At 43.0% G+C, this 25,365-nt stretch carries 26 protein-coding genes; 18 read left to right on the forward strand and 8 right to left on the reverse strand.

The genetic code is table 11. The features are described 5' to 3' along the window. Window positions 1-218: 218 nt before the first annotated feature. Together V7K97_RS14575 and V7K97_RS14580 are read right to left on the reverse strand one after the other, a co-directional pair. The gene (locus V7K97_RS14575; RefSeq protein WP_334801749.1) at window positions 219-362 is read right to left on the reverse strand and encodes a hypothetical protein; all 144 of its coding nucleotides are present in this window, start codon (window positions 360-362) and stop codon (window positions 219-221) included. Between the two features lie 96 nt (window positions 363-458). Beyond that, a complete protein-coding gene (locus V7K97_RS14580; protein WP_334801750.1) occupies window positions 459-611 on the reverse strand; it encodes a lmo0937 family membrane protein in 153 nt (50 codons plus the stop codon). A gap of 475 nt (window positions 612-1,086) precedes the next feature. Between V7K97_RS14580 and V7K97_RS14585 the strand changes: the two genes are divergently transcribed. After that, the gene (locus V7K97_RS14585) at window positions 1,087-1,410 is read left to right on the forward strand and encodes a hypothetical protein (RefSeq protein ID WP_334801751.1); all 324 of its coding nucleotides are present in this window, start codon (window positions 1,087-1,089) and stop codon (window positions 1,408-1,410) included. A 118-nt stretch (window positions 1,411-1,528) separates the two neighbouring features. On the opposite strand, the gene V7K97_RS14590 is transcribed toward V7K97_RS14585, so the two are convergent. Next, entirely contained in the window at window positions 1,529-2,014 is a 486-nt protein-coding gene (locus tag V7K97_RS14590; RefSeq protein ID WP_334801752.1) for a beta-lactamase hydrolase domain-containing protein, read from the reverse strand. A 301-nt stretch (window positions 2,015-2,315) separates the two neighbouring features. Here V7K97_RS14590 and V7K97_RS14595 point away from each other — a divergent pair, with 301 nt between their 5' ends. The 3 genes from V7K97_RS14595 (at window position 2,316) to V7K97_RS14605 (ending at window position 4,384) form a co-directional block, all read left to right on the forward strand. Continuing rightward, entirely contained in the window at window positions 2,316-3,032 is a 717-nt protein-coding gene (locus V7K97_RS14595) for a DJ-1/PfpI family protein (RefSeq protein ID WP_334801753.1), read from the forward strand. A 123-nt stretch (window positions 3,033-3,155) separates the two neighbouring features. Next, a complete protein-coding gene (locus tag V7K97_RS14600) occupies window positions 3,156-3,650 on the forward strand; it encodes a GNAT family N-acetyltransferase (protein ID WP_334801754.1) in 495 nt (164 codons plus the stop codon). 113 nt (window positions 3,651-3,763) lie between these two features. Continuing rightward, entirely contained in the window at window positions 3,764-4,384 is a 621-nt protein-coding gene (locus tag V7K97_RS14605) for a TetR/AcrR family transcriptional regulator (RefSeq protein ID WP_334801755.1), read from the forward strand. Here V7K97_RS14605 and V7K97_RS14610 read toward each other — a convergent pair. Next, complete coding sequence (locus tag V7K97_RS14610; protein ID WP_334801756.1) at window positions 4,377-4,910, reverse strand: gamma-glutamylcyclotransferase; 534 nt, start codon at window positions 4,908-4,910, stop codon at window positions 4,377-4,379. The two genes, V7K97_RS14605 and V7K97_RS14610, sit on opposite strands and share 8 nt — an antisense overlap. A 553-nt stretch (window positions 4,911-5,463) precedes the next feature. After that, window positions 5,464-6,213, reverse strand: a complete 750-nt coding sequence (locus tag V7K97_RS14615; protein ID WP_334801757.1) for an SDR family NAD(P)-dependent oxidoreductase — start codon at window positions 6,211-6,213, stop codon at window positions 5,464-5,466. 141 nt (window positions 6,214-6,354) lie between these two features. On the opposite strand from V7K97_RS14615, the gene V7K97_RS14620 reads away from it, so the two are divergent. The 5 genes from V7K97_RS14620 to V7K97_RS14640 all read left to right on the forward strand — a co-directional run bounded on the left by V7K97_RS14620 (window position 6,355) and on the right by V7K97_RS14640 (window position 10,343). Continuing rightward, window positions 6,355-8,580 (forward strand): FdhF/YdeP family oxidoreductase, encoded by a 2,226-nt coding sequence (locus tag V7K97_RS14620; RefSeq protein WP_334801758.1) that lies wholly within the window; start codon window positions 6,355-6,357, stop codon window positions 8,578-8,580. A 56-nt stretch (window positions 8,581-8,636) separates the two neighbouring features. Then, the gene (locus V7K97_RS14625) at window positions 8,637-9,326 is read left to right on the forward strand and encodes a Uma2 family endonuclease (protein WP_334801759.1); all 690 of its coding nucleotides are present in this window, start codon (window positions 8,637-8,639) and stop codon (window positions 9,324-9,326) included. Between the two features lie 25 nt (window positions 9,327-9,351). Further along, window positions 9,352-9,690, forward strand: a complete 339-nt coding sequence (locus tag V7K97_RS14630) for a type II toxin-antitoxin system RelE/ParE family toxin (protein WP_334801760.1) — start codon at window positions 9,352-9,354, stop codon at window positions 9,688-9,690. Beyond that, complete coding sequence (locus V7K97_RS14635; protein WP_334801761.1) at window positions 9,683-9,979, forward strand: helix-turn-helix domain-containing transcriptional regulator; 297 nt, start codon at window positions 9,683-9,685, stop codon at window positions 9,977-9,979. Before V7K97_RS14630 ends, V7K97_RS14635 begins: the two co-directional genes overlap by 8 nt. A gap of 169 nt (window positions 9,980-10,148) precedes the next feature. Then, window positions 10,149-10,343, forward strand: a complete 195-nt coding sequence (locus V7K97_RS14640) for a hypothetical protein (RefSeq protein WP_334801762.1) — start codon at window positions 10,149-10,151, stop codon at window positions 10,341-10,343. A gap of 224 nt (window positions 10,344-10,567) precedes the next feature. Here the strand turns inward: V7K97_RS14640 and V7K97_RS14645 are convergent, their stop codons facing one another. Continuing rightward, window positions 10,568-10,759 carry a prevent-host-death family protein gene (locus V7K97_RS14645; RefSeq protein WP_334801763.1) on the reverse strand — a complete coding sequence of 64 codons (192 nt, stop codon included), beginning with the start codon at window positions 10,757-10,759 and terminating at the stop codon, window positions 10,568-10,570. Between the two features lie 108 nt (window positions 10,760-10,867). Next, window positions 10,868-12,049 carry a serine hydrolase domain-containing protein gene (locus V7K97_RS14650; RefSeq protein ID WP_334801764.1) on the reverse strand — a complete coding sequence of 394 codons (1,182 nt, stop codon included), beginning with the start codon at window positions 12,047-12,049 and terminating at the stop codon, window positions 10,868-10,870. Window positions 12,050-12,191: 142 nt separating this feature from the next. Here V7K97_RS14650 and fdhD point away from each other — a divergent pair, with 142 nt between their 5' ends. The 7 genes from fdhD (at window position 12,192) to V7K97_RS14685 (ending at window position 20,357) form a co-directional block, all read left to right on the forward strand. Further along, window positions 12,192-13,034 (forward strand): formate dehydrogenase accessory sulfurtransferase FdhD, encoded by an 843-nt coding sequence (fdhD, locus tag V7K97_RS14655; protein WP_334801765.1) that lies wholly within the window; start codon window positions 12,192-12,194, stop codon window positions 13,032-13,034. A 260-nt stretch (window positions 13,035-13,294) separates the two neighbouring features. After that, window positions 13,295-14,731, forward strand: coding sequence for a hypothetical protein (locus V7K97_RS14660; protein WP_334801766.1), 1,437 nt, complete (start codon window positions 13,295-13,297; stop codon window positions 14,729-14,731). A gap of 299 nt (window positions 14,732-15,030) precedes the next feature. Then, a complete protein-coding gene (locus V7K97_RS14665; RefSeq protein ID WP_334801767.1) occupies window positions 15,031-16,770 on the forward strand; it encodes an RluA family pseudouridine synthase in 1,740 nt (579 codons plus the stop codon). Between the two features lie 341 nt (window positions 16,771-17,111). After that, window positions 17,112-18,164, forward strand: coding sequence for an aliphatic sulfonate ABC transporter substrate-binding protein (locus V7K97_RS14670; protein ID WP_334801768.1), 1,053 nt, complete (start codon window positions 17,112-17,114; stop codon window positions 18,162-18,164). 184 nt (window positions 18,165-18,348) lie between these two features. Further along, window positions 18,349-18,561, forward strand: a complete 213-nt coding sequence (locus tag V7K97_RS14675) for an RRXRR domain-containing protein (protein WP_334801769.1) — start codon at window positions 18,349-18,351, stop codon at window positions 18,559-18,561. 354 nt (window positions 18,562-18,915) lie between these two features. After that, window positions 18,916-19,590: a cysteine dioxygenase family protein gene (locus tag V7K97_RS14680; RefSeq protein WP_334801770.1), complete on the forward strand. Its 675-nt coding sequence runs from the start codon at window positions 18,916-18,918 to the stop codon at window positions 19,588-19,590. A gap of 5 nt (window positions 19,591-19,595) precedes the next feature. Further along, window positions 19,596-20,357 carry a class II aldolase/adducin family protein gene (locus tag V7K97_RS14685; protein ID WP_334801771.1) on the forward strand — a complete coding sequence of 254 codons (762 nt, stop codon included), beginning with the start codon at window positions 19,596-19,598 and terminating at the stop codon, window positions 20,355-20,357. 573 nt (window positions 20,358-20,930) lie between these two features. On the opposite strand, the gene V7K97_RS14690 is transcribed toward V7K97_RS14685, so the two are convergent. Further along, entirely contained in the window at window positions 20,931-22,844 is a 1,914-nt protein-coding gene (locus V7K97_RS14690; protein ID WP_334801772.1) for an alkaline phosphatase family protein, read from the reverse strand. 313 nt (window positions 22,845-23,157) lie between these two features. Here V7K97_RS14690 and V7K97_RS14695 point away from each other — a divergent pair, with 313 nt between their 5' ends. Continuing rightward, the gene (locus V7K97_RS14695) at window positions 23,158-24,279 is read left to right on the forward strand and encodes a sulfonate ABC transporter substrate-binding protein (protein ID WP_334801773.1); all 1,122 of its coding nucleotides are present in this window, start codon (window positions 23,158-23,160) and stop codon (window positions 24,277-24,279) included. A 113-nt stretch (window positions 24,280-24,392) separates the two neighbouring features. Next, a complete protein-coding gene (locus tag V7K97_RS14700) occupies window positions 24,393-25,214 on the forward strand; it encodes an NADPH-dependent oxidoreductase (RefSeq protein WP_334801774.1) in 822 nt (273 codons plus the stop codon). Window positions 25,215-25,365 lie beyond the last annotated feature (151 nt).

A 25,365-nucleotide genomic window follows, 5' to 3' on the forward strand; every position in this document is an offset into this window, starting at 1 on the left:
AATGGCTCTTATTTTGTTGCCAGTTGTGGCGGTGTAACCATTACGACTTTAAAGCAATATATTCAATCTCAAGACAGACCGGAAGATGGCAATTCGTCACCGACCAACATTACTGATTGAACTGCGTTCAATTTCGCTTGTTGGTCACTTCCTCATTGCCCAAAAATTCATCTCATCGCTCCCCTGAGTACAGGGTGAGCGAGAGGCTTCTTTTTGTTTTAGCTAACTCTCCCTAGCTTAATATTTTGTAACGCAAAAAGGTGGATGCGTAGCCTGTGGTAGACATCGCTTCTCACCTTTAGCTGGAGAGTGGCAATATTAGGAGCGATCGCTTTTGGTGTTGGTGGAGCGATCGCACTCAATGATATGGCGTTTTAAGCAACGGAGGTAGACCAAATATTTTATCCCAAGGTTAGTAACTTTGAAAACCTACCTCATCAGGTCGGGAACCAGTATACTCACACATCCCGTGCTTTGAAAAAATTATAGATAGCAAGGGCAATAGCCAAAAGCAACAGTGCATGAATTAAATTTCCGGCTATATGAAGTGCCAGCCCTAATGCCCAAAAAGCAATCAGTACAACAACAATACCCCAAAGTATACTAAACATATATTTGCTCTGAGTCAAGTAAGTTTTAATTTGCTCATATATCTTACTGCCAGTTTCACTTTGATTCTATTTACCCTCAGAGAGGTATCTAAAATTTAAGTCATCAGAAAAATATCTATATGGACTACGCCTACGCTTGTTGATTTGTTTACAATTCTTCATTTTGAGATTTAAATTTCCCGATATAAAGATTTTTATTAAGCAGTAATACTCACTAGCTTATTTACAATTCTTGACTTTCGATTTTTCAAGTAAAGTTTGTTGTATTTTGAAGTAACTAGCCCCAATCAACTGTTAATCTGTTAATTAATGAAAGCAAGGTTGGAGCGTAATTATATGCGTTTCAACTGCTTAACAAAGCTTAAAATTTTCATAACTAGCCTTAATTTTATAGCGATTAGTTAATTCTTCAGGAATCTCCAAGAGTTTACATTTACCAAGTACACAACTTCCACAAACCGAACTCCCAAACCCGATGATGAATCACTACTCACTTCAATGGATCGAGGCATGGTGCCAAGAAAATGGCTGGACGGATTTATTTGTCGAGCGGCGTAACAACTTCTGGGCTTTCCCTCCGGGTGGGGTAATGCCAGAACCAATTCCAGTTAGTGTTCTCAGATTGATTAAAGCCGAAAAAGGACTGACTTTTGAAGAGCGAATGTGGTCAATGTCCGCAGTAGTTGGCACAATCATCGCTGTTCTTTTTACCTTTTGGTTTCAGTCGCCAATGCCATTAGTTTTCGCTTTTGCTTTTAATGCCGTTACAGTGGCTCAATTTGAACTTGAAGATGCCTAAATTCTTATTTTTGGCTTCGCTGTTAAAAACTGTTCTTGTTTGTTACTATCAGCAAGAACAGTTTTTAATTTAATGATTTGTATAGCAAGCTTTGTAAAAATTAACAATCACTAATACCTTAAGAACAGCTAGCAGATATAGCTATCTTTGCGTGTTTGTTAACGTAGTCCACAAATAATTGCTTCAATCGGGGACTAACGCTGGCGTGTTCAAAGAATCCAAAGCCTAGATTCCTTGCTCTTGCTAAGGTTTGCTCTGGTGTTAATCCTTCCTGGATAGCGATACTTAACAGCGCAATTCCAGTTGAGCGCATCCCGGCTGCACAATGCACAACCGCCGGTTTAGGAATTTGTTCCAATGTGGTGAGGATTTTGGTAATCACCTCTTCATTCAAGTTTTTCAGATCCACTTTGAGTGGAACGTTTTGATAATACAGCCCCAATGCTTCCGCTACTTTTTGCTCATCCTGGGAAAATCCTAGCTCATCAGGCGATCGCAAATTGAGAACTGATTTAAAACCTTCTTGGATAGCTTGCTCAAGCTGTTTGGGTATGATTTGTCCCGTGGTTGTCAAGTTTTCGTTAATCTGTATGGCGTTGATCACATTCACTCCTTTTGACTTTCTAATGTCTTCTGGCTTGCTAAATACTCTGTATTCAAATAAACACCGCAAAATTAGCCAAATATCATCAGATATTGCTTTATTACTTCAAAATTAGTCTTTGGAAGTAGGTTGTTTTATTGCTTAATCCATAATATACGGTTTATCGATAGATTTAAGGGTGATTAAAGCTTAATATACTTATTGCCGATAAAATTACCGTAACTTATATTTCAGGAGTTATACTATTGGGCAAGTTGGGGGAGCAATTGGATCGAGATTTTCGTGAACAAGGATATAAATAATGACTGTTATAGAACAAGTTTCTTCTCTATCTATTGGGATAGTATTGTTCCCAAATGTGACGCAATTAGATTTCACCGGACCATACGAAGTCTTTGCCAAATTGCCGAACACGCAATTGTATTTGCTGGCGGAAACACTCGAACCAATTCGGAGCAATCTCGGCCTCACCTTTCTACCTGATACAACCTTTGCTCAAGCCCCAGCCTTAGATGTGCTATTTGTGCCAGGAGGTCCAGGTATCAATGCCAAAATGGAAGATGAAAAGTTACTTGACTTTCTCAAGATCCAAGGGAAACAAGCCCGCTACGTTACAGCTGTCTGCACTGGTTCTCTGCTACTAGCTGCGGCTGGTTTACTTCAGGGGTATCGCGCTACTACTCACTGGTTATCGTTGAATTTGCTTGAGATGTTGGGAGTTGAGACAGTTGCAGAAAGGGTTGTCATTGATCGGAATCGAATTACAGGCTCTGGTGTGACAGCCGGCATTGATTTTGGACTGGCGATCGCTGCTGAGTTATTTGGAGAAGCGATCGCCCAAGCAATTCAACTAGGGATTGAATACAATCCCCAACCCCCTTTTAACAGTGGTTCTCCCCAAACTGCTCCTGTGGCTGTACTTGCTAGCGTTACAGCTGCGAGTCACAATGTTCAGGAAATCAGACGGCAAATTGTCAAGCGAGTTGTGACTCAATTGCAAACTGTTAATATCAGCTAGTTGATGTATTGCGATGTTTACGATGGGCTACGCCTACGCAAGTAAAATTTTTTATAACCAAAGTTGATATCTTTGTATCAGAAAGTCAAAGAGGCATATAATCTGAATGCCAGCCTTGAATAGATGAACACTAACGAAATATCTCTTCGGCCTGCCCAAGAAACAGATGCGTGGGTGCTGAGTGCAATTCATATTGCTGCTATCAAAGCTCTGCCTGCAACTTTGTACACCCAAAAAGAACTTTTAGCTTGGCGTAATTACCGTGACAAACCTGATGGTTCAAATATCTTGAAGAGTATGAAAGTCGAAACTTTCTGGGTTGCGATGGAAGGAGATGCTGCTATCGGTTTTGCTAGTTTCATTATTGATGAACTCATCGGGCTATATGTTCATCCTCAATATCAAGGTAAAGGAATTGGCCGGGCTTTAGTTCAACATTTTTGCGACGAAGCAATTGAACAAGGTATAGATAAGGTAATTACAACTGCTAGCCTTTATGCCGAAGGGTTTTATTTACGACTGGGATTTACTGCCATTAAAAGAGCGCCTCATTATTTAAGAAGTGGTGTAGTTGTTCCAGTTACTAAAATGAGTAAAACATTAAGGACTTCCAATTAAAAAAAATCTCCAAATTGATAACTGCTAGGATGGCAATATCTTGTTTTACAGAAGGTTAACACAACAACTTTTTCTACATGAACTATTATGTAAGTAAGTACTTGCCAGCATAAATGAATAAAACCATCCGTTCATCAACTCTCACCCGTACACGTTTGATAGAAGCTGCCTCACAGGTATTTGCTAGTTTAGGTGTTCAAGGAGCAACTACCCGTGAAATAGCTCGTGTTGCTGGTGTGAATGAGGTGACTTTATTTCGCCACTTTGCTAGCAAAGAACAACTTCTGGGAGCAGTAATGAAAAATGCTTTGGCACTCCAGACAGAAGCCCTTGCATACCCCGAAGCGTGGACGCAGGATCTAAAAATTGATTTAAGACACTATGCCCATCTTTACAATAATATGCTAGAGGCACAGGAAGATTTAATTCGTACCTTCATTGGAGAGGCTAAACGTCATCCTGATGCAGCGAAACAAGTGATTCAAGAAGCTGTCAAGCCTTTAGGGGAAAAACTCATAGCTTACCTGCAATCGAGTCAGAGACGAGGCACCGTCAGAGCAGACCTTGATCCATTTCCAGCCGTCGATATGTTTACAGGAATGCTGTTAGCTGGAATGCTATGCCGTAGTGTAAAATTCAATCAAGGTAGTTATAGCTGTGAAGACTATATTGAAACCTGTGTAGATATTTTTGTGCGCGGTATCAGTGCCACTCCCCTTTCAGTTGTCAATTAAAGTTGAGATTCCCGATGTCCGATTTATCTAAAAGTGTTTGTTGTTTTGCCAACACTTGTTTGCGTAACAAAAGTAATTGTCTATCTTTAATGCCTTCTGCAATTAATCCATCAACAGTTTTCATCAGATAATCAGCACAGGAACCCAATTTTCCTGATGCGGTGGCAATGCTATTAACAGTGGTTGTTAATGGTATCTGATGAGCGTATCTGGGATGTTGGCGATTGGCAACAAAAGCGATCGCAGGGAATTCGTGCGTACCATCAAACACCTTCACCCAACGAGCAACATAGACACCAGCTAACATCTCTCGTCGCCAAATCAGCAGTAATTCCGATGGGACATCAGCAGCAGCAATTCGATAAATAATACCACGACAACTACCGCCGCGATCGAGTCCTAAGAGTAATCCGGGATTTTCTGGAGTACCGCGACCGAGAATCATCCATGTACAAAAGCGCCGATGCCAACCATAAATGATCCCAGAACGGCGCTCTGCGTATGTGATTAGGGGATTCCATATCATTGAACCATAGGCAAATATCCAAATATCAGAATTCGGTGGTTGCTGTTGTAGTGCTTCATTGAGCGATCGCTGTAACTCATCTTCGCTCAGGGTAGTTACAGCGATTTTCAGGTAAATATACCACGCGGTAGGGGCAATTCATGAATTGCCCCTACGACAGATGTGGTTCAAATACATGAAAACTGCTGTAACTTGATTCCAGAGTGTGATGCATCTAATAATCTTGTCTGTAAGTTTCCGGCTTCGAGGTCGTTACGACTCTGAGTGACATAATATAGAATCTTCAGTAATTTCACTATCAATCTAAGAGGTTGTTTGAAAAGTTGTAAAGTATACTCCAAACCTCTCCCCGAAAGGTCGAGAGGCTTTGAAACCCCCATTCTCTTGTAGGGAAGAGGGGCTGGGGGGTTAGGTTTTTGAGGCTTAGATGTTACCAAAAAAAACTTTTCAAACATCCTCTAAGATAAGTTAATTATCGTATAACTCCCTTTCCCGTTTTAGATTTTAGATTTTAGATTTTCCTTAAATCCAAAATCTAAAATCCAATATTGAATTAATGTTCTTGTCCTGTTGGTCGAATGAGGATTTCGTTGACATTAACGCGCGGCGGTTGCGTCAGGGCATAAACGATCGCAGCAGCAATGTCTTCGCTTTGCAGAGGTTGAATTGAATTGCGTCGTTCTTGAATCCGTTGTTTGGCAACGGGATCGGTAATTTGGTTGTCAATTTCCGTATCCACCAAACCAGGTTCGATAATGGTGACGCGAATGTTGTCCTTGTAGACTTCTTGGCGCAATGCTTCCGAGAGGGCATTAACACCCCATTTAGTAGCATTATAAACACCGAGACCCGCCCGCGCTGTCCGGCCAGCCACCGAGGAGATATTGACTATATGCCCCGATTTTTGCGCCTTAAATAGAGGCAAAACAGCATGAGTAGCATATAGCAGTCCGAGTACATTGAGGTCGAAGGATCGCCGCCAGTCTGAGCTATTTCCCTCTTCAATGGTGCCGAGTAAGGCAATCCCGGCATTATTCACAAGGATATCGACTCTTCCCAATTCTGCATTTGCCTTTGCCACCAAGTTATTTACCTGAGTTTCATCAGTGACATCGGTGATAATAGGCAATGCCTTGCCACCACTAGCTTCGATGCGTTCTGCTAATGCCTGAATGCGATCGCCACGCCTAGCAGCGAGTACTACTGTTGCTCCAATTGAAGCCAAAGCGATCGCGGTTGCTTCTCCAATTCCGGCTGAAGCACCAGTGATAATTGCTACTTTTCCTTCTAATTTACCTGTCATCGGATTATCTCACTCCTTAGTAATTGGGCATTGGGCATTGGGCATTGGGCATTAATTATTCCTCCTCTGCTTCCTGCTACTTAAATGCTACTAAAAACGGTAGTCTAAAAGAATCACCACATAGCATCTATTTAGTGTGTCATGTTACCCAAACCGAAGAAATATTGGACACCCCAGCACTGGGCAAGTTGGAAGCCCTTTGGCATTGGCGAACAGTACCCTAACAACTATTGGGAGGTATTTCGGGCAATTTGGCTATCTCGTGACAAACTACCTTATGCGTGGAATATCCTCGATAAAGGTGTCTGTGATGGTTGCGCTCTCGGAACAACGGGGATGAAAGACTGGACTTTAGATGGTATCCATCTCTGCAATGTTCGATTGCGACTATTGCGGATGAATACTATGCCAGCTTTTGACCCTGTACTATTGTCAGATGTCTCGCAGTTACAAAAGCAAAAAAGTGCCCAATTACGCGATTTGGGACGACTTCCTTACCCGATGATCCGTCAATGCGGGGAAAAAGGCTTTCGCCGTGTGAGTTGGGATGAAGCTTTAGGGGTAATTAGCGATCGCATCCACGCTACCACACCAGACCGCCTCAGTTTTTATGTTACCAGTCGCGGTACTGTCAACGAAACTTATTATGCTACCCAAAAAGCTGTGCGGGCAATGGGAAGTAATAATATTGATAACGCCGCCCGCATTTGCCATTCTCCCAGCACGGCAGGACTGAAAGCGGCTCTCGGTGCTGCGGCTACCACCTGTTCTTATAAAGATTGGATTGGAACTGATTTATTAGTCTTCATTGGTTCCAACGTTGCCAATAATCAGCCTGTCACCGTTAAGTATCTCCATTACGCCAAAAAAGCTGGCACTAAGATTGTAGTTATTAACACTTACCGCGAACCAGGAATGGAGCGCTACTGGGTGCCCTCAATTGTGGAAAGTGCTGTTTTCGGTACAAAGTTTGCCGAAGACTTCTTCTTAATTAACATGGGCGGGGATATAGCATTTTTGAATGGCACTATTAAACATATAATTGCTAACAATTGGGTAGACCAGTCATTTATAGATTTGCACACAGTTGGCTTTGGCGAACTCAAAGCATCCTTAGAAAGCCAATCTTGGGAAGAATTAGAGCGACTTTCTGGCACATCTCGTGAGGAAATGTCTGCCTTTGCCAAAATGGTCAAAGAAGCTAATAAAGCCGTATTTGTTTGGAGTATGGGCATTACCCAGCATGAATGCGGTGAAGATAATGTGCGAAGTATCATCAACTTAGCTCTCACCAAAGGTTTTGTTGGTCGGGAAGGTTGCGGTTTGATGCCAATTCGTGGTCACTCTGGGGTGCAGGGTGGTGCAGAGATGGGATGTTACGCCACAGTATTTCCTGGTGGTAAATCTATCACTCCAGAAAATGCTGCCCAATTGAGTCAGCATTGGGGCTTTGAAGTGCCAGCAACTAAAGGTTTAATTGCTCCAGAAATGATTAACGCCGCACATCAGGGACAATTAGATGTATTGTTTTCCGTGGGCGGGAATTTTTTAGAAGTACTACCAGAACCAGATTATGTGGAAGCGGCGCTGAAGCAAATACCCTTGCGGGTACATATAGATATTGTTCTTTCCAGCCAAATGTTAGTGGAACCGGCTGATACTGTGGTGCTTTTACCTGCGACGACTCGCTACGAAATCCCAGGAGGAGTCACAGAAACTAACACCGAACGCCGGGTAATTTTCAGTCCAGAAATTCCGGGTTCGCGCATTGGGGAAGCGCGTCCAGAGTGGGAAGTGTTTTTGGAATTGGCAAGGCGGGTAAAACCAGATTTGGCAGATAAGCTGATGTTTGCTGATACAGCTGCTATCCGTCAAGAAATTGCTCAAGTTGTCCCCCAATATGCAGGTATTCAACACTTACAGCAAGCTGGCGATCAGTTTCAGTATGGCGGCTCACATTTATGCTTTGGTTGGAATTTTCCTACAGCCGATGGTAAAGCACACTTTGGGGTATTATCGCCACGCCAAAGAGAATTACCAGAAGGCTATTTCTTAGTAGCAACGCGCCGAGGCAAACAATTTAATAGTATGGTGCAGGAACGCAAGGATGCAATTACTGGGGCGGTGCGAGAGGCGGTACTAATGAATGCTGGTGATGCGGCACAGTTGGGTTTAAAAAATGAGGATAAGGTAATTCTGAAGAATGAGTTAGGCGAGTTATCCTGTCAAGTCTATATTGCCCCAATTCAGTCAAGAAACTTGCAAGTACATTGGCCAGAAGGGAATGTGCTACTAGATAAAAGTAAGCGATCGCTCGAAGGAGTTCCTGATTATAATGCAATAGTACGCTTAGAAAAGCAAACCTAATATTAACGCTTGACCACTGCTACACTCGACTTAATATTACTCCAAAACTTGCAGCCATGTCTGTCGCCAAAGATTTTGAAACCACAGAAGATGTTATATTTCCACCAGGGGATTTAGAAAGTAACGAACCACCATTGGAAACATACCTACATTTGCAGCAAATGCTGCTATTGATCAAATGCCTTGATTGGTGGTGGCGAGACCACGACAACTTTTTTGCTGCCGGCAATCTTAGCATTCATTACAGTCCACGCCAGCGTAAATCCCAAGACTTTCGGGGTCCAGATTTCTTTGTTGTATTGGATACTGAACGTAAACCCCGTGATAGTTGGGTTGTTTGGGAAGAGGACGGCAAATATCCGAATTTGATTATAGAACTGCTTTCAAAGTCAACGGCAGCGATTGACAAGGGCTTAAAAAAACAAATTTACCAAGATATCTTTCGCACCCCGGAATATTTCTGGTTTGACCCCAGAAATCTAGAATTTGCTGGGTTTATTTTGTTGGGTGGTACTTATCAACCGATTGAACCCAACCCAGAAGGATTGTTGTGGAGTCAGCAGCTAAGTTTGTATTTGGGTGTTCATGAAAATCAATTGCGCTATTTCAATGCGGAAGGACAGTTAATGCCTACACCTGAAGAAATTGCACTGTCGGAAGCGGAACACGCCGAGCAAGAAAGACAAAAAGCGGAACGCCTAGCAGCAAAGTTGCGAGAATTGGGTGTTGACCCAGATACGATTTAAAGTATGCAGACTTGCTCTAAAAATCATGGAAGCTCAACCAAAGGAGGTTAGGAATTATTTAACATATAACGGTATCAATCCTTTCTTTGAGTGGTTTAACTCTTTGCCAGATAGAAAAGCAAAGGCTAAAATTAGAGCAAGGCTTGACCGAGTAGAAACAGGTAATTTCGGTGATTGTAAATCAGTGGGAGATGGGGTTTGTGAACTGAGAATAGACTATAGTTCTGGTTATCGCGTTTACTTTGGGCAAGAAGGGTCAGCAATTATTATTCTTTTGTGCGGTGGTGATAAAAGTACTCAAGAAAAAGATATTGATAAAGCAAAAGAATATTGGGAAGATTACAGGAGTAGAGATAATGCCTAAAAGTGCAATCTATCACGAAAAACTGATTGAAGGCCTCAAAGACCCATTAGAAGCAGCAGTTTATATCGAAGTTGTTTTAGAAGAAGGCGACCCGAAAATGTTAAGTAAGGCGCTGAAAAATGTGATCGAGGCAAAAGGTGGAATTGATCAATTTTCTGTAGAAGTTAAGCAAGTTTATGACAAACTCGAACAGATATTATCCGAGAAAGAAGAAATAGAATTTTATTGCCTGAATGCTTTACTAGATGCATTAGGGTTGCATTTTGCGGTAACAGTTAAGGTAAGCTGAAAGCCTTAAATGCTAAACTTCATAAGTCTCAATGCGAGAGAAAAGAATTATAACTTTCCCCTCTAGTTTCCCGCTTACTACGGGAAGATGACCCTCAGGCGATGAAATATCAAAATTAACTTCTTTACTCAGAATCTTCACCTAAATCAGATTGGCGACTATTGCGAACATGAAGAATTGCTACAATATTTTCTTTAACAACAAACACGCACTCGATATTTTCTTTGTTTTCCAACCCAGAGTTGCCGAATTTCACGACCAATCACTGGTGCTTCTGGTGCTATGCTACAGCGATGAGGAAATTATTGAAGTGAAGCGATCGCGTCTTGAAGTTCGTAATACCAGTTATATCATGTCCGCATAATTAGTTATGCTAACCACAGTCAATACACCCCACCCCCAGCCCCTAAGAGCTTGCGGGGAGGGGAGACAAAGCATAGCTTTGGCGGGGGTGGGGTTCTTCGGGTTTAATAAGCAATCAAGCGGACATGATATTATTGGCTAATTCAGCACTCAGATTGTCGCACATCCAACGATAGGATGTTTCGATTTCTTCAAAGGCAGTGGGTTGAATGATAACCTGGTAACTCATGGGCGAGGCGGAATGCCAAGTTTGTGTTGTAGGGTTGCCAAGGCTTGTTCAGCCGGAATTCCTTCACCCTGCTCAAACTCATCTAGTCCTTTACGAATACCTACTATCATTTCTAGATAATCAATGCGTTCTAAGAGTTCTTTGTATGTGGCTAGTGGCTGTTTTTGGGCTGTTTTGAGTGATTTCAAAAACCCAAGTAGATCCTCTAGCAGTTCGTTTGGAGTGTTGTCAAATATTTGACTTTAGCAAGCTCGGTTAATTTAGCATTTTCTCACAAATGATTTAGGATTGCTATATCATTTATTTTCGACAACATCTAGACCTGTCCTAGCTACTGATTTAATATCAACATCCTGATTGTTTAGCAGCACTATTATGGTGGTCTTTTGATTAGGGAGATATGCAAGCAATGTTACGAAGCCATAAGCTGTACCACTATGCCCAATTGCTGTTTCCAAAGGAGATGAAAAACGTTCTACACCCAACCCATAGCTATAACCTTCGCCATTATCTTTAAATTTCAGCATTTCTTTCATCATCTGCGACGAAAGTAAGGTTTTTTTGACAAATAAGGCTTTGGCGAACTTGGCTAAATCCTCTGCTGTTGAAACCAATCCGCCATCTCCTAAACCATTGCCATCATTGACTTCGGCGTAGCTCTCTAGCTTACCACGCTTATGGCGATCGCCATAACCTGTAGCTACTTCTCCAATTGTCGGTTCGCGCAGTTCCGTGAAGGTATGTTTTAATCCCAATGGTTTTAAAATCTGACTGCGGATTGCTTGGGCGAGAGTTCCTTTAGTGATATTTTCAACAATCAGTTCCAAAAGAATGTAGTTACCGTCAGTATAAATAAATTTTTCTCCGGGATTTGCACGCGGTTGTTCTTGGTACATATACGGAATAGCTTCTCTAGCTGTCCAAGGCTGTGAGCGACTTCTTTTCGCTGTAGCTTCAATAAACTCTTTTGTTTCTAGGTATTCTGCAATACCACTGGTATGGTTGAGCAGTTGACGAACTGTAATTCTGTCGCTGTTGATAATATGAGGACTGATGTCTCTTGGTAAGTAGGTTGCGATCGCCTGATCTAATTCTATCTTCCCTTGTTCTACTAATTTCAGCACAACCACCGCCATAAAAGTTTTACTCATACTGGCAATAGAAAAGCCATCTGTGGTTTTCATCCGGGCTTTAGTTGACAAGTCATTTACACCAGATGCTCCCAGCCAAGAACCTTTAGGTGTAGAAATATACATGACTCCCCCAGGAATTTTCTGTTCTACAACTATCTCATTTAAAAGTTTCTGTAGTCGAGAACTTTTTCCGACGGTGGAGGTAGATATAACTTGTTTAGCAAAAGATTTTCCAATTACTCTCTGACTAATGTTACTACCCACTAAGTATCCTGCAAAACTCAGGGAAATCACGAAGACTATTGCCAATAAAATTTTCCTGAAAGCCAAAAATTTTAGGTTCATTTTACTTCCTAAACAGAAACCTAGCGATCTCGCTCAACGGCACAAAGTAGTTGGTGAGCATGAAAGAGACATCTAATATACAAATAGCATTACTCTGTTTCCAGATTAGTATCAAAATTTCAATTCACCAACTCTCATAAATATGACAACAACAACTAAAAGCAAAACCAAAGCCACTGTTTGGGTAATGGAAAAAGGTCAAGTCCGACCTCGTTTAGATCATCTCACTACTGAAGAGCCTTTAGAAATTCGTCTTGTTCCTTTCCAGAAGACGCTAGCTGTAACTATGAGGACACCAGGAGCAGATTTTGAACTGGCTGCTGGTTTCCTCTACAGTGAAGGAGTCGTTAGCCGCAGAGAAGATATCCGACGGATAAGTTACTGCGTAGATGAATTAGTAGATGGTGAGCAACGCCATAACATCGTCAATGTAGAACTGCGGGATGGGTTGATTCCAGACTTACAGCCATTGGAGCGTCATTTTTACACTAGTAGCGCCTGTGGGGTGTGTGGCAAAGCTAGCCTTGAAGCTTTGCGTCTACGAGGATGTCCAGTGATTCCTTCTGGCCCAACAGTAACACCTGAGATCATCTACAGTTTACCAGACAAGCTCAGGGCTGCTCAAGGTATCTTCACTGCTACAGGGGGTTTACACGCTGCGGCTACCTTCGATACTCAAGGACAACTGTTAAACCTATGGGAGGATATTGGGCGACACAATGCTTTGGATAAATTGATTGGTACAGCTTTGCTCAGTGACGAGTTGCCTTTAAATAATTGTATTGTCCTGGTTAGTGGACGCTCTAGTTTTGAGATTTTGCAAAAGTCTACAACTGCTGGAGTTCCCATTGTCTGTTCTGTTTCCGCTCCCAGTAGTTTGGCGGTGTCTGTAGCCGAGGAGTTCGGGATTACCTTAATTGGATTCCTGCGCGGAGAACGGTTCAATATTTACACTGGTTTGCAAAGAATAAACGGTGCTGAATAACACGGATTTATTGTAACTTAAAGGGTTTAAGAACCTGCAATCTAGATGTAGCACCCATTTCAGTCGGGGTTTAAATCCCCCGGAGTTGCTCCTCTTGGGGAGACCCCAAGACCGCACTCCTCAATTCTTGGAGACGCACTCGCGTTCGTCTGAAATGTCTTTAATTTTGAATTTTGAATTTTGAATTTTGAATTGTTAATGACACTCCGAAACGTCTTACACTACCGACATAGTTATCACTGGTGGTGGAATACCGAGCGATGTATAGAAATGTTAAAAGATTTACTGCTATTTTTCTGTTGGTTTTTCTGTTGATTGTTTCTATCAACTTTGCAGTAATTGCTCAAGATAGTTCAGATGTCCCTTCTGTGAATTTTGCATCCCCTCAGGTATGTTCAGTACCTCCTGGTCTCAAAACTCAACAAGTTATTGCTGACAATGATCGTAACCAAGTTACAATGGGCGATCGCATCAGGATAAGAGTTGAAGGATTAGCAGCAGCGACTAGAAATGTAACCCCTAAAGGCAACTCATTTGATCCTCGCCAATTAGTATTGTACCTGGATGGCTATGAACTAGAGGATGTCCACGGAGAACCAGTCCTCGTCACGGTTCCAGATAAAGATCAAAGCAAAATTGTTGATGATAATTGGTTAGCCTTTCGACTTGAACGTACCGACTCGTCTCAATCTGCATGGAATACGCTTCTTGGTCAAGGAAATAGATACAGTATTAACGTGATTCCGGGAGTCGGCTGTCCCAAGAAACTGGCGATTCCGGTGAGTAATCCTCTCTCACCGCCTAAATTAAAAATAGTTCTGTTCTCGTGGCGATTTTGGTTGTCTCTGGTTCTACTTCTGTCTATTGCATTAATATTCACTAGGTATTGCCGAAACAGCCTTCGTAGCCCAGGAATAGAAGGGGTTTATTACTCTAAAAAAACACAAGAGGTTGAAACTGTTGGGATTCAAATGGAATATCGGAAAAACCGAATTAGTCAATTTTTTCTTGGGAGGAAAAAAAATAACAAAAACCCTTTCAGCCTATCAATATCTCAACTGGCTTTTTGGACATTTCTAATTTTTGGTTCTTACCTGATTATCTACGGCATAACAGGAGATTATGCCCATATTTTGAATCGACAAGCACTAATTTTATTAGGAGTTAACTCTGTAACTGCATTTGGTACTTCGTTAATTGATGGACAGGGTAATGAGGAAGATAGAAAAGGTAGTCAAGACGTTTCTGAAGGTTTTTTTACCGATATATTATCGGACATTAATGGAGTCAACTTTCATCGGTTCCAAACATTTATTTGGACAGTTGCGCTCGGACTATTCTTTATTGTGCAGGTGATTAAAAATCTGGCAATGCCGCAATTTGATGATACACTTCTGACACTACAAGGAATCAGTGCGGCAACATATCTTGGACTGAGAGGGCAAGAGCAGCATGGCATGAAAAAAGTTCCCGAATCTATAGCTAAAGAAGATAATTCACCCGAACAGCCGCTTCGATCAAAACAAGACAATCCACTAGAGAGCGATTCATCAGATGTTGGACTGAGAGGGCAAGAACAGCATGATAGGATAAAAGATCCAGAATCTACACCTAAAGAAGAGAATTCACCCGAACAGCCGCTTCCACCAAAACAAGACAATCCACCAGAGAGCGATTCATCGATTCCTGGTAGCTAATGGTGGATTATAGCGGTTCCCATTCAGATGCAGTACAAGGTTACATCACGAGGTGTAGGGGCACGGCATTGCCGTGCCCCTACGGGTGTACCTCACGTAAACGATAACTGCTATAGAAGTTGAATTGGCTGGGTTGGCGTACCCGCCCAATCTAAGCGATCGCACTCGCTAGTAATGAATAGTTTGTAGTAAGGACTTTAGTACTTAGAAAACAAGGACTAAAGTCCTTACTACGAACTTCTTAGTATGGGCAATAATTTCAGACATTAGGATCAACTAAATTTGTAATCATACCTTGTATGGTATTTCTCCACACACTTTCAGATTTCATCGACTGCGATTTTACTATCAGCGACTCATCTTGTAGTTATTGGTACGAAGGGCGTTGTCTCCAAAGTGGCGCTCGCTTAAAATTACCCCGCACCCCAATGTCCGAAGCGATCGCTCATGGACTAATGCAACAACTTGCCAACAATGACTGTTATTCTCATGAAGGCAAGATGTATGGAATACTATTGGTTGAACTGCCTAATGGCGAACAACGGGTACTCAAAGCCTTTTCCGGTCTTTTGAATGGTTGCAGTGTCGTTGAGGGCTGGGTGCCGCTAATTCCCGGAAGAGACGAAGTTGCTTTCGAGGAAGCCCGCACTTTGGCTGAGTTGGACACGATTAAGCAAGAAATTATTACTTTAAAGCAACTGACTGAACGCCAGCAGTACCAAACCCTGTTTGATGAATTTGAGCAGCAGTTGCAAGTAATGAGCGATCGCCATCGCCATTGCAAATATCAACGACAGGAAAAACGTCAGCAAGTCTGCAATACACTGACTCCAGAAGCCCTAACTATTGCCCTGGAACAACTCGACGAAGAGAGTCGTCAGCAGGGAATTGAGCGACGACAACTTAAACGCCAGCAAAATGAAGTATTACAGCCCCTCCAACAGTTAATTGCCGCAACGGATGCGCGAATTACCGAATTGAAACAACGGCGTAAAGCATTGTCTCGTCAATTACAAGCTCAGATGCAGGCTAGCTACAGCCTGACTAATTTTTCGGGGCGATCGCAATCATTACAGCAATTGATGCCAGGAGGTTCACCCACTGGCACAGGAGATTGTTGTGCCCCAAAGCTGCTCCATTATGCGGCAACGCATCATCTCAAACCACTGGCAATGGCGGAATTTTGGTGGGGTGCGTCTTCAGTAAATCAGGATAAAATTCGCGGAGAATTTTATGGCGCGTGTGACGAGCGATGTCAACCATTGATGGGGTTTTTGCTCTCAGGATTAAAACCTATTTCAATCCCTAATAGGGATTTTTACATAACTAACCCACTGTTGCTAAATACATTAACACATTTGCGTAGCTCCAATGAAAGTAATTTCCCAGCGTTCCCCTCTATTAAGGGAGAGATCCCCATTATTTATGAGGATGAATGGCTGATTGGTGTCAACAAACCTGCTGGGCTACTTTCGGTGCCTGGTCGTTATGGCGATGGCCAAGATAGTGTTTTGAGTCGCTTACGTCATCTGTTACCGGATGGTATGGCACTTGCATCTGTGCATCGCTTAGATCAGGAAACATCTGGTATTTTGTTGTTAGCACGCGATCGCCAAACCCATCGCCAACTCAGCCAGCAGTTTCAGCAACGCCAGATTCACAAGGTTTATGAAGCCATACTTGCCGGCGCTGTGACAGTTGAGCAAGATGTGATTGACTTGCCACTATGGGGAGATCCTAAAAATCGCCCTGAGCAAAAAGTTGATTGGCAACACGGCAAACCCAGCTTGACACGGTTCCAGGTAATGGCCAGAGAAGGAGACTACACCCGCGTAGAATTTACGCCGCTCACAGGACGCACTCATCAGTTGAGGGTTCATGCGGCTGATACACGAGGACTTGGGGTAACTATTTTAGGCGATCGCCTTTATGGATGTCGTGCAGTTACCAGTCGGTTACATCTGCACGCCAGAGAACTTCGCTTCCAGCATCCACAGTTAGAAAAAACCCTGCACTTACAAGCAAATACCCCCTTTTAAAGCGTAAGTTCAACGGGTAGCCTTACGCTGTATTCATTTTTAATTTTTAATTCCGCCTTGTGGTACTAGCCTATTGCTTTTTAAATTTGTATGTGATAATTTCTGCTTGTAGTTAATTCAACGGTTATCCGACCAACTTACCGGATTTAAGGGAACTAATAATATCATAGCTAAGAGACTTCACAATAAAAAATATCCAACTAATTATTGTGAGACACCCCACAAAATTGGATGATTTATTCCTTGGAAATCCCTAAATGAGCGGTAAAGACAAGAATGCTGGAGTTGACATATAGACTCTCATTCTTACCTTTTCTTGAATAAAAGGAGTAATAAAAAAGTTGTTGAATCAGTTCAAAAAGTTATTATTTTTATTATCAGAACGCTCAGGTAAGTCCTTTAGTGGATTATTGGTTGCTAGTTCCTGGCTAGGTTTGGCGATTTTTGGCTGCACTCCTAGTAACTCTGCAAATACTAATATCACTGCCCAAAATGTCAGTAACCAGACTCAAGAGAAAACCAGCCTGATTCGCCTGGGATACCAAAAGGGAGGTGTGGTACCAATTGCACGTCAACGAGGAGAGTTAGAAAAGAGGCTTGCGGCTGAGAATATCAAAGTTGAATGGGCTGGCCCCTTTGATCGATGTGCTACTTTACTCCAAGCAATTAGCGCTAATCAAGCCGATATCGGTGGGTGTGGGGACATTCCTGGATTGTCAGCTATTGCTGCCGGTCAGGAGCTTTGCATTGGGGCTGTCCAGCGTCCTAGACCTGAGTCATTGGCCAGTGCGATCGTAGTGCGTGGTGATTCTTCTATTCGTAAGCCTGCTGACCTTGTAGGTAAAAAAGTTGCTGTAAATCAGGCTGGTGCAGGTGAGTACCTGTTATTAAAAGTATTAGAAAAAGAGAACATTCCTAAAGATAAAGTTCAGCGTGTCTTCTTAGCTCCAACTGATGCTGCACCTGCCCTCTACCAAGGAACTGTGGACGCTTGGGCAGTTTGGGAACCTTATGTTTCAGTTGCCGAATTAGAACATGGTGCGAGGAGAATCACCACAACTCATCCAGCCCCCACCTATAGTGTAATGCTTGTGCGTAATGAGGCTGCGGCTAAATCTCCAGAGGCGGTGAAAGCTGCTTTCAGGGGTTTAACCAAGGAATACGATTGGTTGAATGTAAATACGGCAAAATCAGCCGAATTTCTGGTTAAGGATATCAAAATCTCCCCAGCCGTAGCCAAGCGGGTAACTGAGAATCAAGGGCCACAGTTTCTTGTCACACCGAATGCTGATGATGTTGCCAAAATTCAGAAGACTGCCGACTGGATGCTGGAACAAAAGATTCTACCGAAAAGGGTAGATGTTGCTGCGACTATCTGCCCCACAGCTAAGTAGGAGCAGGGGAAGCAGAGGGAAATGCCCAATGCCCCATTCCCAAATAAGATTTGTAATTTTTGAGGTGATGCACTATGCCAATTGCTTCTCTACGAGATGCTTTGCGAAGTTTCCACTTGCAATGAGGCACTTGTAAATTTTCCCACCCACTTACTTAATAATTCATTCATAAGGAATATAATTCATGACCAAAGTATTCATTCTCGATGCCAACCAACAACCCTTGTATCCAGTACGCATCAGCCATGCTAGGCTGCTATTGTCACAAGGTAAAGCTACCGTATTTCAGCGATATCCCTTTACTATCATTCTGAAGGAGTCCCTTTCTCATTTAAAACTTGAGCAACTTGGCTTCAAGATTCATCCTGGCACTAAAATAATTCGTAATGACGCTTGATGACTCGCTACCGCTACGCTAACGTATTACAGCACACTAAAGGGCATATTCGTTCTAGATACGGTGGGACGATTAGTGTGGGATTTAAGCGCGGCTCAATAATCAAGCATACAAAATTTGGATTTTGTTATGTCGGTGGTTGGCAGAAATCACCAACAAAAAAAGATCCAAGTAGAAGAACAATTAGCTTACACAGTTTAGACACTGGTAAACGATTAACACAAAATGCACTTTCAAATGATTGTTTGTTCAAAGCATATTCTTCATGGAGAAGCACGGCAGTTTTAACTGCCGTTCGGCTTTCCTCCACGCATCTATTGTCAAGTGGTTTCCAGGCGTATCGAGGATTTTCTGATGACTAATCACACTATCTTAGAACCATTAGCAGAAGACCAATGGTTTATTGAGAGTCAAGAACTACGATCCTTTGTAGCAACAGTGCGGGAAATTAGCGCTAGTACTGTTGACGATCGCACACAAACTCTAGCCAGACTAGAACCATATTTTCAAGAACTACTTGCCCAACAGGAATGGCTACCCCAAAAGTTTGCTCAAGTCAACCCCGAAAGCCGGATGGGTGGAGGTATTGGTCAATGGTTGCTTTATCGCGCCAAAGACCGTTCCCTGTCAGTCTTCAGTTTGGTGATTCCTCCAGGTTCTACGACTCCCATCCACGACCATTTGGCTTGGGGATTGATTGGTTTATACAAAGGCAATCAAGAAGAAACAGTCTATCGCCGTGTAGATAGCGGTAATGCCCAAGGACACGCACAATTACAAATAACTGAAGTGCGTAGGCTTTGCCCGCCGCAGGCATCACTTCAATCAGGCGATATCTACCGCCTCTTACCCCCAGATGGTGATATCCACGCCGTCAAAACCACATCCCAGAGTGCATCTGTATCCATTCATCTCCTGGGTAATGATACTGGTTGCGTATTGCGTCACCAGTTCATCCCAGAATCTCAGAGCGTCAAATCTTTTCGCTCTGGATATTCCAACGCTCCCTGTAAAGAAGAAGAAGAATAAAGAATATGCCCAAGTACGATAGACCACAACCCCCAGTATTCGAGGGAATTGAAGAAGAACGCCTACACCGGAAGCAACGCCTCGCTGCTGCCTTTCGCCTGTTTGGTAAGTTTGGCTTCAGTGAGGGAATCGCTGGCCATATTACGGCTCGCGATCCAGAGTTTACAGACCATTTTTGGGTAAATCCATTCGGTACATACTTCGGTCATATCCGAGTTTCCGACCTGATCTTAGTTAACAGAGAAGGTGAGGTGGTTAAAGGCGATGCTCAGGTAAATCGAGCGGCTTTCGCGATCCATTCTCAGATTCATGAAGCTCGACCTGATGTAATCGCAGCAGCTCACGCCCATTCGCTTTATGGTAAAGCCTGGTCTAGCTTAGGTCGTCTTCTTGACCCTTTGACTCAAGATTCTTGTGCTTTTTACGAAGATCACGCCCTGTTTGACGATTTCACAGGTGTTGTTTTAGAAACTTCTGAAGGTCATCGACTGGCAGGAGCCTTGGGGCCAAAGAAAGCCATAATCCTGCGTAACCACAGCATTTTAACTGTGGGACATACAGTAGATGAAGCTGCCTTTTGGTATATTAGCTTAGAGCGATCGTGCCAAGCCCAATTGCTGGCAGAAGCTGCGGGCAGACCCACTACTATCAAACACGAAACAGCCCGTTTAACCCAAACTCAAGTGGGGTCACATACAAATGGGTGGTTCAGTTTCCAGCCACTTTACGACAGGATTGTGCGCGAAGAACCTGATTTGCTGAATTAGTAATATGTTTAAATCTATGGTTCTACATGAGAAATCAAGACTTATGTATTTTTCTTTTTTCGTATGAAACCACCCTGGCGTAGCAAGATCCCCAAAGGGGTACACTACAAACCTTGAATTATTCATGCCGCTCTACTTACTTGAGGATATGCATTGAAGATTGACAGGGGCGATCGCACTTTCCCCCTTTATTCGTGACAGGTGAAGCGAAACTCTTTTTGTCAATAGTGGTTGGCTAAAAATTAATGCTGGTGTGTGGGTATTTAATTAACTTCTGTAAATGCTTTTTCGGGTCAGAATAAATGGCGCTTGTTTTAATGACGTTTAGGCGTAGGCATCGCTAGCCCTAAAATTGTGTTTCCTACGTCTGTTTTCCGCAAAGTTTTCAGCACTATTACTTATTGACAAATTGTTTATGACCTCAAACTGTCAATGACAGAATTGCTTAGTTCAAACTGCGATCGCCTCCATTAGAATCTCGTTAGCTGCACATTAGGTGAACTATTGCGAATTTATTTTCGCTCTCTACCAATGCCTATCAAATCGCGAATATCTTGAGAACTCGTCAAATCGCTAATGTCTTGAGAAGTCGAACATATCTATCAAATCACCGATCGCAGGACCGTTAATCGGTACATAGGGATTTGCGCGGCGGGTCTCAGGATTGGGTAGATTGTCACGACTACGACTAGTAAGTGGCGATAGTCCCCAATTCTTCTCGATAAACTTCAGAATCGAAACGTGGTCATAATACGTATGAACAACGCGACCACCGCGAGAGTATGGCGACACCACAATTAAAGGAATCCGTGTTCCGTCGCCGAAGAAGTCGAGGGGCTGAATGTAGCCAGAATCGTAATATCCACCACCCTCATCAACTGTGATCAGGATTGCTGTGTCCTTCCAGAGTTCGGGCTTGCTTTGAACCTCTTTGATAATCTTCTTACTAAAAGCTTCAAACAGATCAAATTTTGACGATCCTGGATGACCATCAAGTAAGCCACCAGGCTTCACAAAGGAGACGGCTGGCAGATAATTGTTGTGAATATCGTTATCCAGATCCGTGGTGTCCTTCAAATGCTCCGTTCTGACCTTTTCGTTCGTCATAATTGAGGTCACGTACTGGAAGGGATTGCAAATGTTGCAATAGACGTTGGTGTTACTGGTGGGATTTTGAACGTATTTATTCCAACCTTCACCGTAGTACCGCCACGAAATCCTCTTTTCCAACAACGCATCACCAATGGTGCGAACAGGTGACGGCGGGATCACAAAGCCATTGTTAGTGACCCCGTTGTTAACCGTTCCGTTACCAAAATAGCCAGGATCGTAGTTGTTCAGCAGATAGTAGGTATTTGCTGCACAGTTAGACTTTGGTTTGTAAGGGAGGGAATTCAGATAACTCAAAACAGGTCTCACCCCTGGCTGGCTGGGGTCAGAACAATTGGTGTAGGTGCCACCAGAATAACCATCCTGGGTGTAGAAGTTGTTGGTTCCAGGCTGCGGATTGGGATTCTCGATCTCATTTGTTGGTGGTGTGGCTGGATTGCCTTTGCCATTGCTGTACCAAATGGCATCACCGATACCAATCATCACGGAGTTTGCACCAGTGCCACCCATGACAGGTTGATGGTAGTTATCGCTGATTGCATAGTTATCAGCCAGAGACTTGAAGTATGCCACGTCTCCTTTGTTGACGTTGTAGAAGCCCATAGAGGTGGCACCCTCTTTATCGGTGAAAGTCGAAAACGGCTTCCCATTGCTGCCTGCGCCAACGTTCACCTCAACCCAAGGGAAAAGATCCTTAAGACAGCCACTGGGATTCTCTGCACTGGCATGGCTAATGCTGCAATCTGTCTGCTGCCACATCTGATAGAAGCGGTGTACAGGGCTAGCTGCGTAGGCGTCATAAGGCAAACTAGGAGTTAGTTCGAAAGGACCACTCCGTAGGTTATTTACGTTCTGGATTCGGGTATCCACGGTACCACTCGGCAATCCAGTTGCACCGGTCAGTAGCAGCTTGACATCCTCTGCTAGGAGCGCAGGTTCGGCAGCTTGGGCAGCAGCCAAGGTTTTGAAAGGAGGCGGATTCGTGTCACTTGCAACTTGTCCACCACCAGCTTTCGGCGGTGGTAGGGTTGTATAGGGTTCTTTGTTAGCAGGACTTATCGAGAAGGTATTAGTGACGGAAGCTTTGTATTGAGTTGCTGCTTGAAAGTTTGACCCAGGTGTTCCATTAGCATTGATAATGCCCTTGGATAACAGATTAGACACTGTTTGACCCGATCGCGGTTGGTAGGTACCGAAGAGATGATCGAAGGTTCGGTTCTCACCAACAATGACAATGACGTGTTTGATCGGAGTGAGGGTTCTAATTTCCTCAGCCTGGGCAAGGGTGGAAAATATCGGGCCTCCAGTCAGCCCCATAATCACTGCACCGATAGATGCATAATTTAAACATTTTTGTCTATCAGGTTTGTTCAACATGACATCACTAGAATGAACTACCGAGAATTAAGACTAGTGATACAGTGTTAAAGTGTGATTATGGTTTTAGTAAATGTTCTTTAACAACCAGTAAACCAAAAATACAGCGTGCAATACTCTTAGACAAAACCTAAAACCCTTATTATACAAGGACAGGACAGTTTTCACCTGTCGTCTGTCTCACTAGAGCGCCGACTTTTGCGTAAATCCGATCTTAAATTGGCGAAGGTGTTGCTTAACTGAACCTTATTGTCATATACTCCGGTAAACCTATAAGTTTATAGTATTGATATAGTTCAGAGTAATCATTTTGATGATTAACGTAATCTTTCGCCGTTTCATTGCCAAGTGGATATCCCCCGTCAAGTTCAGGAATATCCCCTTTAGCAACCAGTATTATAAGTTATTCTTTTCTTCTCCTTTACCAATAGTGGGAGCTTTTATTACAGGTCTTTCTCTGAGCTTGCTATTTGCTGCCTGTTCATCAACATCGACTGTTAATTCTTCTAATCCCAGTGCCACATCTGTTGGCAATTCTGCTTCTAATAAAGCAACAGTAGTCAGATTTGGCTATCAAAAAACGACCGTTTTGCTGAGAACTAAGGGTGTTTTAGAAAAGCGTTTAGCACCAGAAGGTATCACTGTGCAGTGGACTGAATTTCAAGCGGGGCCCCAACTACTAGAAGCGATGAATGTAGGTAGTATTGACATCGGCCCTGTAGGAGAATCACCGCCAATATTTGCCCAAGCTGCGGGAGCATCACTAACTTATGTTGTTGGGATTGCGGCTACTCCGGCTAGTTCAGCAATTCTTGTTCCCCAAAATTCCTCAATTCAAAAAGTTACTGACCTAAAAGGCAAAAAAATTGCCTTTCAAAAAGGGTCTAGTGCCCACTTATTGTTAGTCCAAGCTTTAGAAAAAGCTGGATTGAAATATACTGACATTGAACCTAAGTATTTGGCTCCGGCTGATGCCCGCGCTGCATTTGTCAAGGGTAGTGTAGATGCGTGGGTAATTTGGGACCCATTCTATGCAGCTGCTCAACAGGCAACTCAAGCTAGAGTCCTGATTGATGGCACTGGAATTAATAAACAGGGAGGATATTATTTGATAAGTCGCAAATTTGTCACTGAAAATCCTCAAACTGTCAAGGCAATACTGGAGGAGATTGAAAATCTAGAAGAATGGTCTAAACAGCATCGAGAAGAAGTAGCAAAAACTCTAGCACCTGTGTTAGGAATTGATTTAGAGACGATGAAAAAAGCAACTAATAGGCGGACTTTTGGGCTTGTGCCAGTTGACGACAATCTGATAAATCTACAACAAGGTGTTGCAGATACATATTATAAATTGAAGTTAATTCCCAAAGAGATAAATGTGAAGGATGCAGTGTTGACAAAAGAAGAATATGCGGCATTTTCACCAAAAACTTAAACTAGTAGAATGAATCGGCTGTCAGGGCATAGAGATATATGCCCCTACAAATGGAATTAGTGTTAGGAATAAACTATCTGACAAATTTTGAAATGTGAATCTGGAAATTGATTATGACTAATCCTACAGAACTACTGCGATCGCGTTACGGTGAAATTCCCTTCAATCCTGAAATTGAATGGAATGATTCGCTGACAGCATTACTATCTCACCGTTCAATCCGGTCTTATCTATCTGATCCTTTACCACCAGGAACTCTAGAGTTGCTAATTGCAGCCGCCCAATCTGCATCTACTTCCTCGAATTTGCAAACCTGGAGTGTGGTAGCTGTTGAAGATCAACAGCGCAAAGAGGAGTTATCTAAGCTAGCGGGAAACCAAGCACATATTAACCAAGTGCCTTTATTTTTGGTTTGGTTAGCAGACTTGGCGCGTCTAAGTTACGTTGCTGAGAGTCGCGGCATATCTCATGATGCTTTAGAATACTTGGAAATGTTTGTGACAGCAACAGTCGATGCCGCACTAGCGGCGCAAAATGCAACTGTAGCTGCTGAGTCCCTTGGTTTGGGAACAGTATATATCGGCGCACTACGGAACCGTCCCCAAGAGGTAGCAGCACTACTGAATTTACCGCCTTCTGTGTTCCCTGTATTTGGTCTATGTGTCGGCTATCGGAATCCTAAAGTTCAAGCGGCGATTAAGCCAAGGTTGCCCCAGTCAGCGATACTGCATCGTGAAACCTATAAATTGGCAGAACAAGAAGAAGCGATCGCTCACTACAACGACATCATCAAAGACTTTTATACTGAACAAAAGATGAATATTCCTGGCGATTGGTCAGAACACTCAGCCCAGCGAATTGCAACTCTTGAGGCTTTAAAGGGACGCGATCGCTTGCGTGAAGTTCTCAATAACCTTGGCTTCAAATTGCTGTAAACAAGAAGAATCAAGATTCGGGATTTACAACTTGGAATCTGTCAAGATTGATTTGGGGGAAGGGTTTGTAGAAATGCGACTACAAACCCTCTCATATCATGTCCGTATAAATAGTTATGATTCCCACAGTCATTGCACCCCACCCCCAACC

The sequence above is a fragment of the Nostoc sp. genome (assembly GCF_036917815.1).
In the GTDB taxonomy this organism is placed as follows: domain Bacteria; phylum Cyanobacteriota; class Cyanobacteriia; order Cyanobacteriales; family Nostocaceae; genus Nostoc.

Coding starts and splice junctions, on each gene's coding strand:
- V7K97_RS14580 (WP_334801750.1), bottom strand. CDS start 611: ATGTTTAGTATACTTTGGGGTATTGTTGTTGTACTGATTGCTTTTTGG.
- V7K97_RS14585 (WP_334801751.1), top strand. CDS start 1,087: ATGATGAATCACTACTCACTTCAATGGATCGAGGCATGGTGCCAAGAA.
- V7K97_RS14595 (WP_334801753.1), top strand. CDS start 2,316: ATGACTGTTATAGAACAAGTTTCTTCTCTATCTATTGGGATAGTATTG.
- V7K97_RS14600 (WP_334801754.1), top strand. CDS start 3,156: ATGAACACTAACGAAATATCTCTTCGGCCTGCCCAAGAAACAGATGCG.
- V7K97_RS14605 (WP_334801755.1), top strand. CDS start 3,764: ATGAATAAAACCATCCGTTCATCAACTCTCACCCGTACACGTTTGATA.
- V7K97_RS14610 (WP_334801756.1), bottom strand. CDS start 4,910: ATGATATGGAATCCCCTAATCACATACGCAGAGCGCCGTTCTGGGATC.
- V7K97_RS14615 (WP_334801757.1), bottom strand. CDS start 6,213: ATGACAGGTAAATTAGAAGGAAAAGTAGCAATTATCACTGGTGCTTCA.
- V7K97_RS14620 (WP_334801758.1), top strand. CDS start 6,355: ATGTTACCCAAACCGAAGAAATATTGGACACCCCAGCACTGGGCAAGT.
- V7K97_RS14625 (WP_334801759.1), top strand. CDS start 8,637: ATGTCTGTCGCCAAAGATTTTGAAACCACAGAAGATGTTATATTTCCA.
- V7K97_RS14630 (WP_334801760.1), top strand. CDS start 9,352: ATGGAAGCTCAACCAAAGGAGGTTAGGAATTATTTAACATATAACGGT.
- V7K97_RS14635 (WP_334801761.1), top strand. CDS start 9,683: ATGCCTAAAAGTGCAATCTATCACGAAAAACTGATTGAAGGCCTCAAA.
- V7K97_RS14640 (WP_334801762.1), top strand. CDS start 10,149: ATGAAGAATTGCTACAATATTTTCTTTAACAACAAACACGCACTCGAT.
- V7K97_RS14650 (WP_334801764.1), bottom strand. CDS start 12,049: ATGAACCTAAAATTTTTGGCTTTCAGGAAAATTTTATTGGCAATAGTC.
- fdhD (WP_334801765.1), top strand. CDS start 12,192: ATGACAACAACAACTAAAAGCAAAACCAAAGCCACTGTTTGGGTAATG.
- V7K97_RS14660 (WP_334801766.1), top strand. CDS start 13,295: ATGTATAGAAATGTTAAAAGATTTACTGCTATTTTTCTGTTGGTTTTT.
- V7K97_RS14665 (WP_334801767.1), top strand. CDS start 15,031: ATGGTATTTCTCCACACACTTTCAGATTTCATCGACTGCGATTTTACT.
- V7K97_RS14675 (WP_334801769.1), top strand. CDS start 18,349: ATGACCAAAGTATTCATTCTCGATGCCAACCAACAACCCTTGTATCCA.
- V7K97_RS14680 (WP_334801770.1), top strand. CDS start 18,916: ATGACTAATCACACTATCTTAGAACCATTAGCAGAAGACCAATGGTTT.
- V7K97_RS14685 (WP_334801771.1), top strand. CDS start 19,596: ATGCCCAAGTACGATAGACCACAACCCCCAGTATTCGAGGGAATTGAA.
- V7K97_RS14690 (WP_334801772.1), bottom strand. CDS start 22,844: ATGTTGAACAAACCTGATAGACAAAAATGTTTAAATTATGCATCTATC.
- V7K97_RS14695 (WP_334801773.1), top strand. CDS start 23,158: ATGATTAACGTAATCTTTCGCCGTTTCATTGCCAAGTGGATATCCCCC.
- V7K97_RS14700 (WP_334801774.1), top strand. CDS start 24,393: ATGACTAATCCTACAGAACTACTGCGATCGCGTTACGGTGAAATTCCC.